The following is a 14,670-nucleotide window of genomic DNA, read 5'->3' on the forward strand; positions in this document are numbered from 1 at the left end:
CCGAGGTGCCTGGTTGAAATACGCCGACCTGAGATATCGAGTCGAACTCTGGATTCGAAAAATCCCCACCCCTGCCCTCTCCTTGAAGAGAAAAGACTGACCGAGGTGTCTGGTTGAAATACGCCGACCTGAGATATCGAGTCGAACTCTGGTGTTGAAAAGCCCACAGATCAGCTCCCTCTCCTTGGGGAGAGGGAACTGACCGAGGTGTCTGGTTGAAATACGCCGACCTGAGATATCGAGTCGAACTAGGATTTTGAAAAGCTCACAAATCGGCTCCCTCTCCTAGGGGAGAGGGCTGGGGTGAGGGGTGAATTCACCACCGAACCCCATGTGAAAACAGGCTTAAACCTGCTTCACATTCGCCCGCGCCGTATGCAGCTTTTTATAGCTCTCAACCAAACGCAAATGCCGATCCAGCCCTTCCAGCTTCATGCTGGTCGGCGTCAGGCCATAGAACCGCACGCTGCCGTTGACCGAACCAATCGCCGCATCCATCCGCTCATCGCCAAACATACGGCGGAAGTTAGCCTCGTAGTCTTCCAGTTGCAGATCTTCGTCCAGCTCCATCTCCAGCACCACGTTGACCGCTTGATAGAACAAGCCGCGCTCGACGGTGTTGTCGTTGTATTGCAGGAAGGCTTCGACCAGATCCTTGGCCTGCTCGTACTTTTGCAGCGCCAGACAGATCAGCAGACGCAGTTCGAGAATCGTCAGCTTGCCCCACGGCGTGTTGTCGTCGAACTCGATGCCGATCAGCGTAGTGATCTCGGTGTAATCGTCCTGTTCGCTGTTTTCCAGGCCTTGGGCGAGGTTGCGCAGGCCGACCTTGCTCAGGGTGTGCAAATTGAGAATGTCGGCGCGGAATTGCAGGGCTTTGTTGGTGTTGTCCCAGATCAGGTCTTCGACCGGGTAGATCTCCGAGTAGTCGGGCACCAGAATGCGGCAGGCCTTGGCACCGATGTGCTCGTAGACCGCCATATAGACTTCTTTGCCCATGTCTTCGAGGATACCGAACAGCGTCGCGGCTTCTTCGGCGTTGGAGTTTTCACCTTGGCCTGAGAAATCCCACTCGACGAATTCGAAGTCCGGTTTGGCACTGAAGAAACGCCACGAAACAACGCCGCTGGAGTCGATGAAGTGCTCGACAAAGTTGTTCGGCTCGGTGACGGCCTGGCCGGAGAACGTCGGTTGTGGCAAGTCGTTGAGGCCTTCAAAGCTGCGGCCCTGCAGCAGTTCAGTGAGGCTACGTTCCAGCGCCACTTCCAGACTCGGGTGCGCGCCGAACGAGGCGAACACGCCGCCGGTGCGCGGGTTCATCAGGGTCACGCACATCACCGGGAATTCACCGCCCAGCGACGCATCCTTGACCAGCACCGGGAAGCCCTGCTCTTCCAGGCCTTTGATGCCGGCGAGGATGCTCGGGTATTTCTCCAACACTTCCTGCGGCACGTCCGGCAGGGCCATTTCGCCTTCGAGGATTTCGCGTTTGACCGCGCGCTCGAAGATCTCCGACAGGCACTGCACCTGCGCTTCGGCGAGGGTATTGCCGGCGCTCATGCCGTTGCTGAGGTAGAGGTTCTCGATCAGGTTGGACGGGAAGTACACCACTTCATTATCGGACTGGCGCACGAACGGCAGCGAGCAGATGCCGCGCTGGGTGTTGCCGGAGTTGGTGTCGAACAGGTTCGAGCCGCGCAACTCGCCGTCACGGTTGTAAATCTTCAGGGTGTATTCGTCGAGAATCTCGCTAGGCAATTCGTCCTTCGGGCCCGGCTTGAACCATTGCTCGTCCGGGTAATGCACGAATTCGGCGTTGGCGATCTCTTCGCCCCAGAACTGGTCGTTGTAGAAGAAGTTGCAGTTCAGGCGCTCGATGAATTCGCCCAAAGCCGAGGCCAGTGCGCCCTCCTTGGTCGCGCCCTTGCCATTGGTGAAGCACATCGGCGAATGCGCATCGCGGATGTGCAGCGACCAGACGTTAGGCACGATGTTGCGCCACGAAGCGATTTCGATCTTCATCCCGAGGTCGGCGAGGATGCCCGACATGTTGGCGATGGTCTGCTCCAGCGGCAGGTCCTTGCCGGCGATGAAAGTGCCAGCGTCCGAACCGGCCACCGGCATCAACAAGGCCTGGGCATCGGCGTCGAGGTTTTCGACTTCTTCGATGATGAATTCCGGGCCCGTCTGCACAACCTTCTTCACCGTGCAGCGATCAATGGAACGCAGAATGCCCAAACGATCCTTCTCGGAGATGTCCGCCGGCAATTCCACCTGGATCTTGAAGATCTGGTTGTAGCGGTTCTCCGGGTCGACGATGTTGTTCTGCGACAGGCGAATGTTTTCCGTGGGGATGTTGCGCGTGTCGCAGTACAACTTCACGAAGTAAGCCGCGCACAACGCCGACGACGCCAGAAAGTAGTCGAACGGTCCCGGTGCCGAGCCATCGCCCTTGTAGCGGATGGGCTGATCGGCGATCACCGTGAAGTCGTCGAACTTGGCTTCAAGTCGAAGGTTGTCGAGAAAGTTGACCTTGATTTCCATGCGGGATTACCAGAATACGGCTAAACGAATGGCCGCCATTATCCGGTTTTTGCGCGGGAAGTCTTGCCCTTTCGGGAATCGCCGCTGATCGGCGTCCTGCACTTGGGGAGGCAATTCACGCCGGGTTCACTACGCTTTCAATGCAGTTGCGTAGAAGAATCTGAACATTGCGCCCGCGCCGTGGTTCTAGATTCAGAAGACAGCGGATCAAGGACGAGCACATGGACATTTCCAGCTATGCAGCCCCGCTTCCACCGCGCCAGAGCGCCGTCACCCGCCGACTGGCCTTCGCGGTCGGGGCGCTGTTTGTCAGCGGCGTGATTGCCGCGACGGTGGCTTTGCTGGGTATTGCCAATGCGCTGGACAGCGAAGAAATCGACAAAACCCGCTTCTATTCCGCGCGCGCCCTGGAAAACCGCATCACCGCCTCGAAAAACTACATCACCAGCTATGCCTACTGGACCACCGCCTACGAGCATTTGAGCGGTCAGGTCGACACCGATTGGGCCTACACCGAGCAGAACCTCGGCAAAACCCTGTTCACCAATGACGGCTATGACGGCGTGTTCGTCCTCAACCGCGAAGGCACCCGTTACGCGGTGGTGCGCGGGCAAATGGTCGATGCCGAGCTGTCCGCGTCCGTTCAGGTGAGCGCCACGGAGTTACTGGATCAAGTGTTGAGCCAAGGTGATCTGACCAAGCCGGTCAGTCGCTATTCACTGTTCGAAGGCTGGCCGGCGCTGGTGTCGACGGCGGCGATCATACCCAACGATGAGCGGCCACTGGGCGATCCGCAGACCTCTTCGGTGCTGGTGTTCGTCGACAAACTTACGCCGACCAAATTGCGTCTGATCGGCAGCGGTTACGGCTTGAACAACCTGACCCTGGCGCCGGACGAGACGATCGACCCGCAGCGCCCTCGGGTGCCGCTGGACAGCACCGGTTACAGCCTCATCGCTGATCTGGAGCGGCCCGGACAACATTTATTGTGGTCATTGCTGCCGCCCCTCGGCGCGACGATGCTGGTACTGATGCTGCTGACCGCGTACTTCTTCCGCCACGCCTTGCGTTCGTCGCAGTACGTCGACCAGAGTTTTGCCGTCATGCAAACTTCCAATCTCGCGCTGGAAAACGCCAACCGCGAACTGGAAGCCAGCGAAGAGCGCTTTCGCGCGGTGGCCGAAGCCGCGTCGGACTGGATCTGGGAAGTCGACCGCAACCTGGCGCTGACGTACCTGTCGGCGCGCTTCAGCGAAGTGACCGGTTACCCGCAAACCCTGTGGCTGGGGCAAGACATCGGCCACCTGTTGAGTTGCGACACCACGCCATTGGAACTCTGGCTGAGAAACCTGACCGAGGAAAACAGCACCAGCGACCTGCGCTGCACCTACCGCGACCACTCCGGCCAGCAACGCCACTGTCGGTTGTCTGCGCGGCCGATCTTCGACAAACACACGGTCATCGGCTATCGCGGCACCGCCAGCGACATCACCGACGAAGTCGCCGCCCATGCGCAGATCCAGCATCTGTCGATGCACGACGCCCTGACTGGCCTGCCCAACCGCAACAAACTCGCGCGTTATCTGGATGAAGCGCTGCTGCTCAAGGAACACGCGCCGCCGCTGTCGCTGCTGATGATCGACCTAGACAATTTCAAACCGATCAACGATTCACTCGGCCATCCGGCCGGTGATGCCGTTTTGCAAGAAGTCGCTGCGCGCCTGCGTGAATGCACCCGCGAACTGGACATCGTCGCGCGTCTGGGCGGCGACGAATTCATCGTGGTGCTCAACGGTATGGACAGTCAGCACGAAATCGACAAATTCTGCACCCGCCTGATTGGCAGCCTGCATCAACCGATAGTCTTCGAACATCACCCGCTGCACATCGGCGCCAGCATCGGCATCGCGCTCAGCCGATGCCACGGTTACGTGCCCAGCGACCTGATCCGTTACGCCGACATCGCCCTGTATCAGGCCAAATCCGAGGGCAAGAACACCTGGTGTTATTTCGAAGCGCACATGAGCGATCAGATCCAGACGCGCCGGCAAATGGAAGATGACTTGCGCCACGCGCTCAAACACAACGAATTCATCCTGCACTATCAACCGCGCTACAAGGTCGATGGCAAGCACATCGTTTCGGTCGAAGCGCTGGTGCGCTGGCAGCATCCGACCAAGGGCTTGCTGGGCCCGGACCTGTTCATTCCGCTGGCGGAACAGACCGACTTGATCGTCCCGCTCGGTCGCTGGGTGTTGCGCGAAGCCTGCGAAACCGCGCTGGGTTGGCCGGAAGACATTCTGCTCTCGGTCAATCTGTCACCCGCACAGTTTGCCGTGAGTGATGTGGTCGAGGATGTGCGCGAAGTGCTGGTGCAAACCCGCTTCCCGGCCAGCCGCCTGGAACTGGAAATCACCGAGAACGTGATGCTCAACGACACCGACGGCGCGCTGACCACCATGAACGCCCTGAAAGAACTCGGTGTGCGCCTGAACATGGACGACTTCGGCACCGGTTATTCGTCGCTGGGCTACTTGCGCGCCTACCCGTTCGACGGGATCAAGATCGACAAGCGCTTCATCGCCTCGATCAGCAGCGGCACCAACGATCGCGCGGTGGTGCAGGCGATCATCGGCCTGGGCAAGGCCATGGGCCTGACCGTGACCGCCGAAGGGGTCGAAACTGAAGAGCAACTGGACATTCTCGGGGTCGATCAATGTAACGAGGTGCAGGGTTATTTCATGAGCCGACCGATCGACAAAACAGCATTTGCGCGGCTGCTGCAGGATTCCAGAGGCGCGCAACTGCAGGCCAGGAAGGGTCGTGTGACCTGAACAGGTTCACCCGTTTGGCCGCCCCGAGTCACCGATAAACACATTGCCGGCATCGCGCACCAACTGCCGCCACTCGGCGCTGGTGATCAGCCCCTGCTCTTCCATTTCATCGGCTGCCTTGAGCAGTTCGTCGTACTGTTCTTCCGGGTCCAGACGCATCTGCGATTGCGTCGCCAGCTTTCGCCATGCCGCCAGTTTTTCTTGCTTGCGCTGATCGAACATCGGGAATGATCTCGTGAAGGACTTCCTTGATAGAAAGACGTGAGATCCCGGTGGTTCAGCGTAATCGACGGATGGACTGCTTGCTTTGGATACACCACCGAACCCGGTAGGAGTGAGCCTGCTCGCGATAGCGGATTGTCTGTGGCGGATGTGTTGGCTGACACACCGCTATCGCGAGCAGGCTCACTCCTACAGGGATTGGGGCGTTTTGTCAGAACTTCTCGGCCACGCGCCGGTACGGATAATCTGGCTCTCTGTACTTGCCCGGCTTCTGCCGTTTGGGTAATTCGACCTTCTCGCGCTTCACATCCTCATACGGAATGCGGCTGAGCACATCGGTGATGATGTTCAGCCGTGCGCGGCGCTTGTCGTTGGAGTCGGCCACCAGCCAGGGCGCATGTTCAGTGTCGGAGTATTTGAACATTTCATCCCGCGCCCGTGAGTAGTCGTACCAGCGGCTGTAGGATTTCAGGTCCATCGGCGTCAGTTTCCAGGTCTTGCGACCATCATTGATACGCGCCTCGAGCCGGCGGGTCTGTTCCTCGGGGCTGACTTCCAGCCAGTACTTGAGCAGGATCACCCCGGACTGGACGATCGCGTGCTCGACCCAGGGAATCGATTTGAGGAATTTGTCGGCCTGCTCATCGGTGCAGAAGCCCATCACCCGCTCGACACCGGCGCGGTTGTACCAACTGCGATCGAAGATCACCACTTCGCCCGCCGCCGGCAAATAAGGCAGATAACGCTGCACATGCATCTGGCTTTTCTCGCGATCGGTCGGTGCCGGCAGCGCCACCACGCGAAACACACGCGGGCTGACGCGTTCGGTCAGCGCCTTGATCGTGCCGCCCTTGCCGGCGCCATCGCGCCCTTCAAAAACGATGCAGACCTTGACGCCCTTGGCGATCACCCACTCCTGCAACTTGACAAGTTCGACGTGCAGTTTGCGCAACTGGTCGAGGTAGTCCTTGTTTTTCAACTTCGGAGTTTCAGGCGCCTTGGCGGCCTTCTTTTTGTCTTTTGCCATGACCTTGGCCTCTCTCCAATAAATGCAGAAACAGACTGTTGATTGACGGGGTGAACCAGACACGTGAGGTTAGTTCATGCCGTGCTGATTGCCATTGCCGGGCAAAAAGCCAAATTGCCATGTGTTTCGTTCGTTCTTTGTTACGTCGCACTGATCATTGCCCGTTCTTGCCTGCCTGGAGTTTTTCGATGCCGTCGCCCAAATCCCTACCCACTGCCCTGCTCGGCCTGGCCCTCGCCTGCCCGGCGATGGCCGAGACTCAAGGACTGGAATTGGGGCAAGTGCTGATTTCGGCGGATGAGCAAAGGGTTTCCGACGCAAGCGTTGAAGAAGCCGAGGCCCGCCTCGAACAAGTGCCCGGTGGCACCAACGTGGTCGACATGCGCCAGCCTTTGCAGGGCCGCGTGGCGAGCAATCAGGATGTGCTGGCGTATCAACCGGGGGTTTATGCGCAGTCGGCGGGCAACGAGGGCGTGAAAATCTCGGTGCGTGGCTCGGGCATCAACCGTGCACCGGGCGCCCATGCGTCGGGGCTGTACACGATGCTCGACGGCCTGCCACTGACCGGCCCGGGCGGCACGCCATACGAATTGCTCGAACCGCTGTGGGTCGATCACGTTGAAGTGTTGCGCGGCGCCAACGGTTTTGATCGCGGTTCGCTGGCACTCGGCGGCGCCATCGATTACGTCAGCCACACCGGCTACACCGCGCCGAAACTGCAAGTGCGCTACGCCACCGGTAGCCACGGCTATCAACAGCGTCAGGTCAGCTCCGGGCAAGTGCTCGGCGACTTCGATTACTACGTGTCGCTCACCGACTCCAACGCCGACGGTTATCAGGATCACACCGCCAGCGAAAGCAAAGGCGTGATCGCCAACTTCGGCTATCGCTTCAACCCGAATCTGGAAACGCGCTTCTACATTCGCTACCGCGAGACCGACAACGACCTCGCCGGCCGCGTGACCAAGCACTCCATCGAACACTCGCCTCGTGCGGCCAATCCTTCCTACGTGGCGCGCGATGACAGCCGCAAGCAGCCGGGCAGCACCTTCATCGGCAACAAGACCACGTATTACATCGACGACGATTCGAGCATCCAGACCGGCCTCGTCTACCACGACTATCCGATGGACCTGCGCGAAGGCCCGAACCGTTTAAAAGTCGCCTACACCGACGTCAGTGGCACGTTCGACTACAAACGCCGCGATACGCTTTTCGGCATGGAAAGCCGCAGCAACGTCGGCCTGCGCGTGACCAAACATCTGCCCAACGACGGCGCCAGCGAGTTTGTGCGAGTTCCCTCCGGCAACACCGCCAGCTACCTGCCCGGCACTCGCATGCGTAACTTCACCTATCAGGGTTCGGACACCGTTCTACATTTCGGCAACGACCTGGAAATCGCCGACGACCTCTGGCTGACCACCGGCCTCGCAGCCATCTACACCCGCCGCGAAAGCGCCGTGACCTACCCGCAAAGCGGCGGCAAAACCAGCATGAACGATTGGGACTACGCACCGCGCCTCGGCCTGCGTTACCAGATCACCCCGGACCTGCAACTGTTCGGCAACCTCAGCCGCTCGGTCGAGGCGCCGCACCCGTGGTCGCTGATCTACAGCTCCAACGTGCGCTTCCCGGCTGGCAATGGCGCGGCGACCGGCACGCAGAAAGACCCGATCAAACTGCAGAACCAGACCGCGACCACGCTGGAGCTGGGCGGTCGTGGCGACAGCGCCGTCGGCGAATGGAGTCTGGCGTGGTACTACGCGCAGGTGCGGCATGAACTGCTGTCGGTGTTGCCGGATGCCAATGCCGTCACGCCTTATGAGTTGAACGCCAGCCCGACTGTGCACCAAGGTATTGAAGCCAGCCTCAACAGCAAACTCTGGTCGGCGGCTGATGGCCGTCAGTTGAGTTTGCGTCAGGCGTATACCTTCAGTGATTTCCACTATCGCGATGATGATCGTTTCGGCGACAACCGCTTGCCGGGCCTGCCGATGCATTACTACCAGGGTGAGTTGCGTTACGACTGGCCGCTGGGGTTCTTTGCGGCGGTGAATACGCAGCTGGTGTCCAAAGTTGCGGTGGATTACGCCAACAGTTATTACGCTGATCCATACGCATTGTACGGCGCAACGCTGGGTTACAACGCGCCGAAGGGTGACTGGCAGGGTTGGGTGGATATGCGCAATTTGAGCAACAAGCACTATGCGGCGACGGTGACACCGGGGTATGACGACAAAGGGCTGGATGCCGCGCGGTCTACGCCGGGTGAAGGGATGGGGGTTTATGTTGGGGTGTCGTGGAGTTTGCTCTGAAGCATTCCCTGTGGGAGCCAGCCTGCTGGCGATGGCGATGTGTCTGTTGCGAAGAAGCTAACTGACCTACCGTCATCGCTTGCAGGCAAGCTCCCACAGTGATTTGCGCTGCACCCGAATTTTGTGATCTATACGCAAACCTGTGGCAACAGGTTTGCCCGCGTAGGCGTCAGCCGAACACGCGTCGATGTACCTGTTCTATGCCCTGTTTCAGAACGAGTCACGGATGAACACCATGGATACCCAACCAGAAAACCTGCTGGAAAAAAGCCTCAAACGGGCCGCCGACGAACCGGCACATCGCCCCGAGTTTTTCAACACACTGTTGAACTCGAACGTATACATCCTCGGTACTGCTGGTGAGGCCGACGACCACGTCAATCTCCAAGCCGGCAGCAACATCAGCATCGCCCATTGGCAAAAACCGGACGGCACCCCGGTCATCCCGTTTTTCTCGTCCCTGCAAACACTGCAACAGTCCATCGACAGCGAGCAGTCCTACCTCGAGATACCCGCCCGATCGTTGTTCGAAATCACACTGGGCGCCCTGCTCTGCCTGAATCCGAAGTCGCCGTACGGCAAAGAGTTTTTCCCGCAAGAGGTGCAAAATTTGCTCGCCGATGCTGTTGGCCAGACCGCCACGGAACGCACGGTCGAGAAAGAAACCAACGTGCTGCTCGGCCAGCCTGCCGAATACCCGTCACAAATGGTCCACTCGCTCACCCAACTGCTCGCCAAACATTCCAATGTGAAGCGCGGATTTCTGGCATTGATGCATGACACCTCGGTGGACGAAAAACCGCACTTGATCGTGGGCATTGAGGCGGACGGCGATATTGAGCGGGTTATGCGTGAGGCAGGCAATGTTGCCGGGGATACCGCGCCGCAGGGCGAGCCGGTTGATTTGTGCCGGGTGTCCCAAGGTGAAGCGGGCCTGAGTGATTACTTTCTCAGGGAGACCACGCCCTTCTATGAGCGCAAGTGGGGCCATAAACTGCGTTCTTTTCTGGGGTTTGGTAAAGCATGATTGAACATACACCAGGACCTTGGGTTCTGGACGAGACCGCCGAGGTCACCGGAACCCAACCCTCTCCAATGCCCGCCGAGTCAGGAAATGAATGAACTTCACCGATGAAATGGCGGCCGCTTTTCCTGCGGGCAATCCGCTGCCCGCACGCCTTCGCCAAGCACTTGAGTTGTTGGAAGAACATGGCTGCGTGCGCAGTCACCGCGATGGCACGCGCTACATGACGCTGCATCCGGACCCGGCACATAGCGATGTGGCGACAACCGCTTTTTACCTGCCAGTACCTGCCGACACCGCCCGCTGGACTAATAGCGATGATCCTGACGTAAACCAGCGCCTGACCCTGTTCCTCAGAACCGGTGGGGACGGCTCGTGGGCCGGGCTGTGGCTGGACGACATCGGGCAACAGCGATTCGTCCATCTGGGATCAGGGTCCGGGTCAACGATGCTTTGCGTCCTGACCGACACGATTGAAGACTTGTTGAGGCTGCTGGCTATCGGTTACGACGAGCTCTGCTGGCCGGAGCAGTTCCAACTGACCCCGGATGAAGTACGCGAAAAAGAATACGCCGAAGACGATTACCCTCCTCCGCCTCTTCTGTTGCGAAGCCACGTCGAGCGAACGCTCGGGCTGAGCATACCCACGCGCGCAGCGGACCTGGTCCGGCGTACAGAGTGCATGGATGTGAGCGAATCGAACGACCCCTTCTGGAACTGGCTCAAGCAGGTCAGTCGGCATTAATGGCGACACGGCTCGATCACTTCCACTCCAAACCTGTACTCGCCCCTCCCAAGGAAGGCACGTTGTGAATGACGTCAAACCCGACAATCGAAATACCCTGAATCGCGCTTGGCCGCTGTTTGTGCTAATGGCATCGACAGCTCTGCTTAACACGGGCTGCTCCCATCCCCCGCCACCGATCGAACGCGACCCCTGCCTGGATGAAGGCCCAAGCCACAGTGCCGCTTACGATGACTGCGTGGCTGACCGCAAGGACGCAAGTGATGCTGCACTCAAAGCCATTCTGGGCGATGCGCCTGATCTTTACACACAAACGCGCTTAGCCGAGCCGGGCGAGGAAACTTTCCAGAAGTCCGACTATCCGGACACCCCCAGCCCCATGAGTTACCGGACTGCTCGCTCAATTTCCGCGACGGAGCAGCAGGCGCTACCGTTCAAGATGAGAGTCCGTTGGAATTACACCTCCAGGAAACTCCTGCCGCGACCTCGTGATCTTGTACGCATGAATGAGATGGAGGCCCTTTTACTGTCCGCCGCGGCGGATGACGGGCTCGCGAAGTGGGTGTGCACGGTCACTGGAGAACACCGTCGGGAGTGGATCTTCTACGCCCGAAGTGACACTGATTTCATGAACCGGATGCAGGCGCTGCTGGCACCGAGCGGACCTTATCCTGTGGAATGGAGCGGTCGTAAAGAGCCTGCACGCAGTGCCGAGGGGGCCAATAGTGCCGACCCGTCCGGGGAAATCCGCATGACCCCTAAACGGTGTTTGGAGTGAGAGACAGGGACACTTGTGGCGCTCTCTGCACTTACAGATCATTCAAGGAAAAATGCTCATGAGCATGAAAAAAATTATGCTGGCTTTATTGGCCGCAGCGACGCTGGCGGGTTGTGGGGGTAACAAGGACAAGGCGCAGGCGTTCGTCGAGTCCAGTGGCATGACCAAGCAATACGCCAGCATGGTCGAGACCGCGTCCAGCGGTTATGCCTCCCGCTACCCTATGCTCGAACGCGAGCAAATTCGCAACGTCGTGCGAGAGAACATCGATCCTGACGACCTGAAGGGCATGGTCGTGGAAATCTATGCCAATCACTTCAACAACGATGAGCTTGACCTGCTGACTCGCGCCAACCAGCATCCCGAGCAGGCGATGACGATCATCCTGAGTTCGAAAAAGGGCCGCGATCTGGCCGAAAAATTCATGGCCGTCCAGAGCAACCTCGCTAAAGATATGCGAGATGCAATGGCCGACAGCGATGAGGCGATCATCGATGCGCTGGATGATTTGAAGGATCAAGCGCAGGGTTAAAACGGCGCCATAAGCGCTCGCCACTTCGCGGGCTTGCCCGCGAAGTCGGAAACTCATTCAGCCTCGCGACCACTGAAGTGGCGCTGAATGAGCGGCGTGCCCCCCTCACCCGCGCTTCGGCAACTTCCAGTTCGGGCGAATGAAATGGCAGGTGTAGCCATTCGGAATACGCTCGAGGTAATCCTGATGCTCCGGCTCGGCTTCCCAGAACGGCCCCGCCGGTTCGATTTCGGTCACCACGCGGCCCGGCCACAGTTTTGAGGCGTCGACATCGGCAGCCGTGTCCTCGGCGATGTCGCGTTGTTCTTCGCTGAGGTAATAAATTGCGGAACGATAGCTGCGACCGAGGTCGTTGCCCTGCCGGTTGGGCGTGCTCGGGTCGTGGATCTGGAAGAAAAACTCAAGGATCTGTCGGTAGCTGATCACCGCCGGATCGAAGGTGATTTCAATGGCTTCGGCATGGTCACCATGGTTGCGATAGGTAGCGTTCGGCACATCGCCACCGCTGTAACCGACGCGGGTCTGCAACACACCAGGATAGCGCCGCAGCAAATCCTGCATGCCCCAGAAGCAGCCGCCAGCGAGGATGGCGGTTTCGGTTTGAGTGGTCATGGCGTGTCGTTCCTCTTCGGGGTGTTGGGTATAGCGATGGTTATGAGGGCGGGTTGGCGGATTCCAAGGGGCTGAGCCAATAGAACTACATCAAGCACCAGCAGCGGAATAAAAAACGCTCGCAATCAGCGAGCGTTTTTCGAGCCTGACCACAAGGTCGGACTCACTTACAAACCTACTTGCTTCAAGCCATTACGCATGCCTTGATCCGCCTGTTCGCACCACTGCTTGAGACTGAGCGTCGGCGGCAGGTTACCCTCGAGCTTTTGGTATTCACCGTTCATAAACATCTCACCCTTGCGTCCCTGAGCTTCGATTTTGTCGCCGTCACTTTTGTCCACTGGACCTGGCATGCCCTTAATAAAGTCGCTCATCTTCTTGGCGTTCTCAGTACTGTCAGCTTTCAAGAAACCCTTGTCGACGCAGTGGTTGATCAAACCCACCGAGTTGCGCCCCATGTCGTAGGCATTTTTCAGCGCTGCAGGATCCATCTCTTCCGCATGGGCGAAACTGGCGGTGCCTAGGGCTGCAGTCATGGCGAAGATCAAAGCGGTATATTTCATGTTTAGTCCTTTAAGGTTTACAGCGGGTGTATTGATTGAATCCAGAATGATTAAGTGCCTAGCTGATTACGGCGCCTTTCGGCCCGCTCGCAATCAGCGCAGCACCGCAGGCGGTTTTCATGCCGTCGAGGGCGATGGGCGTGCCGTCGACGGTGTAGGTGCTGCTGCCCTCGGCGATCGGGAATATGCCTTCGCACAATGGGCAGCTAACCTTGTGACCGACAGCGGCAATCGGCTTGCCGTTGAGGTCGGTCTGAGAGCCTGCAAATCTCGCAAGGCGAGTTAATCGGCGTTGTGACTGCATGGAAAGACCCGCTTAAAAGGCTAGAAATGGTGTCCACTTAAATTAGGTGGACACCATCGCCTTTGGCGTCGGGGTCAGGAAGGTGAGTTGGCCGGACGGTTACCCTCCGCCTACTAGGTAGGCGTCTCTACTGTCGGACCAATCCATACTCGAAATCCAACCAGTCTTTAGCTTTTCCCTCAGCAAGCAGGTCTATCGCCTCATCGAAGGAAATCTCCGCAGGAATGTTGATGGAAAAGAATTTCTTACTCATTCCTTCCCACTTGCAACCTATATTGACTAGGGAGTCCAGCACGGGCGAGATGTGAGGTACTCCCTCAGCAAAGAAAATTATACGAATGGTGCTGTTACCACTGCTCGTGACGACCTTATCGAATAGATGCTCACCGTCTGCACTGGCGATGACAGCAACCTCATCATGAAGACAAGCATCTCTCGAATAAAACGGTATGTTCTTCACAATGAATGTGTCGGATGCCGTTTTTTCGCCCCAAACGCTTTCGCTCGAGACAGGAGGGTAATCGTCTTCGACGATCAAGTTAAAAAATACCTTTTCCATTTCAGGTCCTTAAGGGGTGAGTATTAATAGGGACAGACTACGATTAATAAACTCCAGCTCACGGCCTGTCTCCATGCCCCCTTAGGGCTTACTCAATCAATGAGCTAGTAGTGGTAAAGAAGCCAATGACAGGCACTCCCCTAGACGAGATGACTCAATATCTGAGTGCTGCAGACAAGCATCCTCATATGCAGTATTTTCCCCATCAGCAATATCAGACAAATATCTGTCGATTGCGAAAAAATCACAATCTGAGGGAATATCCACTGTAAACAGCGACATTTCCTGACTAACTGAGCACGAGGCACCTAACTGATGAAGATGAGCGATTATTTTTCTTTTCTCTTCAGTATCACTGGCAAAAACTCTGACAGTCGAATGGCCACCCTGTTTTGCGACACGCACAGCTATCATCTCATCGCCACTGGACTTTACCTGCACGGAATCTCCCTTACTCACGCCATAAACGTAATAGGGAGTATTGTCTAAGGTATAGGTGCCATCACCGGCATAGATGCCCCAAATCGACTCAGCAGATACAGGAGGATAATCATCCTCGTCAGGCGTTAACTCAAAGACAATCTTGTGAAAAATATCTTTCATATTTTATA

At 57.7% G+C, this 14,670-nt stretch carries 14 protein-coding genes; 6 read left to right on the forward strand and 8 right to left on the reverse strand.

Translation table 11 applies throughout. The features are described from left to right. Nucleotides 1-345: 345 nt before the first annotated feature. The gene (locus tag ACZZ0G_RS28555; RefSeq protein WP_463558513.1) at nucleotides 346-2,544 is read right to left on the reverse strand and encodes an OsmC domain/YcaO domain-containing protein; all 2,199 of its coding nucleotides are present in this window, start codon (nucleotides 2,542-2,544) and stop codon (nucleotides 346-348) included. Between the two features lie 221 nt (nucleotides 2,545-2,765). Here ACZZ0G_RS28555 and ACZZ0G_RS28560 point away from each other — a divergent pair, with 221 nt between their 5' ends. Continuing rightward, nucleotides 2,766-5,378: a bifunctional diguanylate cyclase/phosphodiesterase gene (locus tag ACZZ0G_RS28560; protein ID WP_463558514.1), complete on the forward strand. Its 2,613-nt coding sequence runs from the start codon at nucleotides 2,766-2,768 to the stop codon at nucleotides 5,376-5,378. Between the two features lie 6 nt (nucleotides 5,379-5,384). Here ACZZ0G_RS28560 and ACZZ0G_RS28565 read toward each other — a convergent pair whose 3' ends face one another. Continuing rightward, the gene (locus ACZZ0G_RS28565) at nucleotides 5,385-5,600 is read right to left on the reverse strand and encodes a hypothetical protein (RefSeq protein ID WP_463558515.1); all 216 of its coding nucleotides are present in this window, start codon (nucleotides 5,598-5,600) and stop codon (nucleotides 5,385-5,387) included. Between the two features lie 211 nt (nucleotides 5,601-5,811). Continuing rightward, nucleotides 5,812-6,627 (reverse strand): polyphosphate kinase 2, encoded by an 816-nt coding sequence (ppk2, locus tag ACZZ0G_RS28570; RefSeq protein WP_463558516.1) that lies wholly within the window; start codon nucleotides 6,625-6,627, stop codon nucleotides 5,812-5,814. A gap of 188 nt (nucleotides 6,628-6,815) precedes the next feature. Here ppk2 and ACZZ0G_RS28575 point away from each other — a divergent pair, with 188 nt between their 5' ends. The 5 genes from ACZZ0G_RS28575 (at nucleotide 6,816) to ACZZ0G_RS28595 (ending at nucleotide 12,021) form a co-directional block, all read left to right on the forward strand. Beyond that, on the forward strand, nucleotides 6,816-8,942 hold the full coding sequence (locus tag ACZZ0G_RS28575; protein ID WP_463558517.1) for a TonB-dependent receptor family protein: 2,127 nt from the start codon (nucleotides 6,816-6,818) through the stop codon (nucleotides 8,940-8,942). Nucleotides 8,943-9,168: 226 nt separating this feature from the next. Beyond that, on the forward strand, nucleotides 9,169-9,969 hold the full coding sequence (sseB, locus tag ACZZ0G_RS28580; RefSeq protein ID WP_463558518.1) for an enhanced serine sensitivity protein SseB: 801 nt from the start codon (nucleotides 9,169-9,171) through the stop codon (nucleotides 9,967-9,969). Nucleotides 9,970-10,060: 91 nt separating this feature from the next. Beyond that, nucleotides 10,061-10,711, forward strand: a complete 651-nt coding sequence (locus tag ACZZ0G_RS28585; protein WP_463558519.1) for a hypothetical protein — start codon at nucleotides 10,061-10,063, stop codon at nucleotides 10,709-10,711. Between the two features lie 64 nt (nucleotides 10,712-10,775). Beyond that, nucleotides 10,776-11,489, forward strand: coding sequence for a DUF695 domain-containing protein (locus ACZZ0G_RS28590; protein WP_463558520.1), 714 nt, complete (start codon nucleotides 10,776-10,778; stop codon nucleotides 11,487-11,489). 58 nt (nucleotides 11,490-11,547) lie between these two features. Further along, nucleotides 11,548-12,021, forward strand: coding sequence for a DUF2059 domain-containing protein (locus ACZZ0G_RS28595; protein ID WP_463558521.1), 474 nt, complete (start codon nucleotides 11,548-11,550; stop codon nucleotides 12,019-12,021). 105 nt (nucleotides 12,022-12,126) lie between these two features. Here ACZZ0G_RS28595 and msrA read toward each other — a convergent pair whose 3' ends face one another. The 5 genes from msrA to ACZZ0G_RS28620 all read right to left on the reverse strand — a co-directional run bounded on the left by msrA (nucleotide 12,127) and on the right by ACZZ0G_RS28620 (nucleotide 14,662). Continuing rightward, the gene (msrA, locus tag ACZZ0G_RS28600; RefSeq protein WP_463558522.1) at nucleotides 12,127-12,633 is read right to left on the reverse strand and encodes a peptide-methionine (S)-S-oxide reductase MsrA; all 507 of its coding nucleotides are present in this window, start codon (nucleotides 12,631-12,633) and stop codon (nucleotides 12,127-12,129) included. A 167-nt stretch (nucleotides 12,634-12,800) separates the two neighbouring features. Then, entirely contained in the window at nucleotides 12,801-13,196 is a 396-nt protein-coding gene (locus ACZZ0G_RS28605; RefSeq protein ID WP_223026369.1) for a hypothetical protein, read from the reverse strand. Nucleotides 13,197-13,254: 58 nt separating this feature from the next. Next, complete coding sequence (locus ACZZ0G_RS28610) at nucleotides 13,255-13,500, reverse strand: PAAR domain-containing protein (protein WP_463558523.1); 246 nt, start codon at nucleotides 13,498-13,500, stop codon at nucleotides 13,255-13,257. Nucleotides 13,501-13,627: 127 nt separating this feature from the next. After that, nucleotides 13,628-14,059 (reverse strand): DUF4265 domain-containing protein, encoded by a 432-nt coding sequence (locus ACZZ0G_RS28615; protein ID WP_463558524.1) that lies wholly within the window; start codon nucleotides 14,057-14,059, stop codon nucleotides 13,628-13,630. A gap of 96 nt (nucleotides 14,060-14,155) precedes the next feature. Beyond that, nucleotides 14,156-14,662, reverse strand: a complete 507-nt coding sequence (locus ACZZ0G_RS28620) for a DUF4265 domain-containing protein (protein WP_463558525.1) — start codon at nucleotides 14,660-14,662, stop codon at nucleotides 14,156-14,158. Nucleotides 14,663-14,670: the final 8 nt, after the last annotated feature.

The organism is Pseudomonas sp. AC169, assembly GCF_979258515.1.

Excerpts from the sequence above, each read along its gene's own strand:
- ACZZ0G_RS28555 (WP_463558513.1), bottom strand. The coding sequence starts at position 2,544 with ATGGAAATCAAGGTCAACTTTCTCGACAACCTTCGACTTGAAGCCAAG.
- ACZZ0G_RS28560 (WP_463558514.1), top strand. The coding sequence starts at position 2,766 with ATGGACATTTCCAGCTATGCAGCCCCGCTTCCACCGCGCCAGAGCGCC.
- ACZZ0G_RS28565 (WP_463558515.1), bottom strand. The coding sequence starts at position 5,600 with ATGTTCGATCAGCGCAAGCAAGAAAAACTGGCGGCATGGCGAAAGCTG.
- ppk2 (WP_463558516.1), bottom strand. The coding sequence starts at position 6,627 with ATGGCAAAAGACAAAAAGAAGGCCGCCAAGGCGCCTGAAACTCCGAAG.
- ACZZ0G_RS28575 (WP_463558517.1), top strand. The coding sequence starts at position 6,816 with ATGCCGTCGCCCAAATCCCTACCCACTGCCCTGCTCGGCCTGGCCCTC.
- sseB (WP_463558518.1), top strand. The coding sequence starts at position 9,169 with ATGAACACCATGGATACCCAACCAGAAAACCTGCTGGAAAAAAGCCTC.
- ACZZ0G_RS28585 (WP_463558519.1), top strand. The coding sequence starts at position 10,061 with ATGAACTTCACCGATGAAATGGCGGCCGCTTTTCCTGCGGGCAATCCG.
- ACZZ0G_RS28595 (WP_463558521.1), top strand. The coding sequence starts at position 11,548 with ATGAGCATGAAAAAAATTATGCTGGCTTTATTGGCCGCAGCGACGCTG.
- msrA (WP_463558522.1), bottom strand. The coding sequence starts at position 12,633 with ATGACCACTCAAACCGAAACCGCCATCCTCGCTGGCGGCTGCTTCTGG.
- ACZZ0G_RS28605 (WP_223026369.1), bottom strand. The coding sequence starts at position 13,196 with ATGAAATATACCGCTTTGATCTTCGCCATGACTGCAGCCCTAGGCACC.
- ACZZ0G_RS28610 (WP_463558523.1), bottom strand. The coding sequence starts at position 13,500 with ATGCAGTCACAACGCCGATTAACTCGCCTTGCGAGATTTGCAGGCTCT.
- ACZZ0G_RS28615 (WP_463558524.1), bottom strand. The coding sequence starts at position 14,059 with ATGGAAAAGGTATTTTTTAACTTGATCGTCGAAGACGATTACCCTCCT.
- ACZZ0G_RS28620 (WP_463558525.1), bottom strand. The coding sequence starts at position 14,662 with ATGAAAGATATTTTTCACAAGATTGTCTTTGAGTTAACGCCTGACGAG.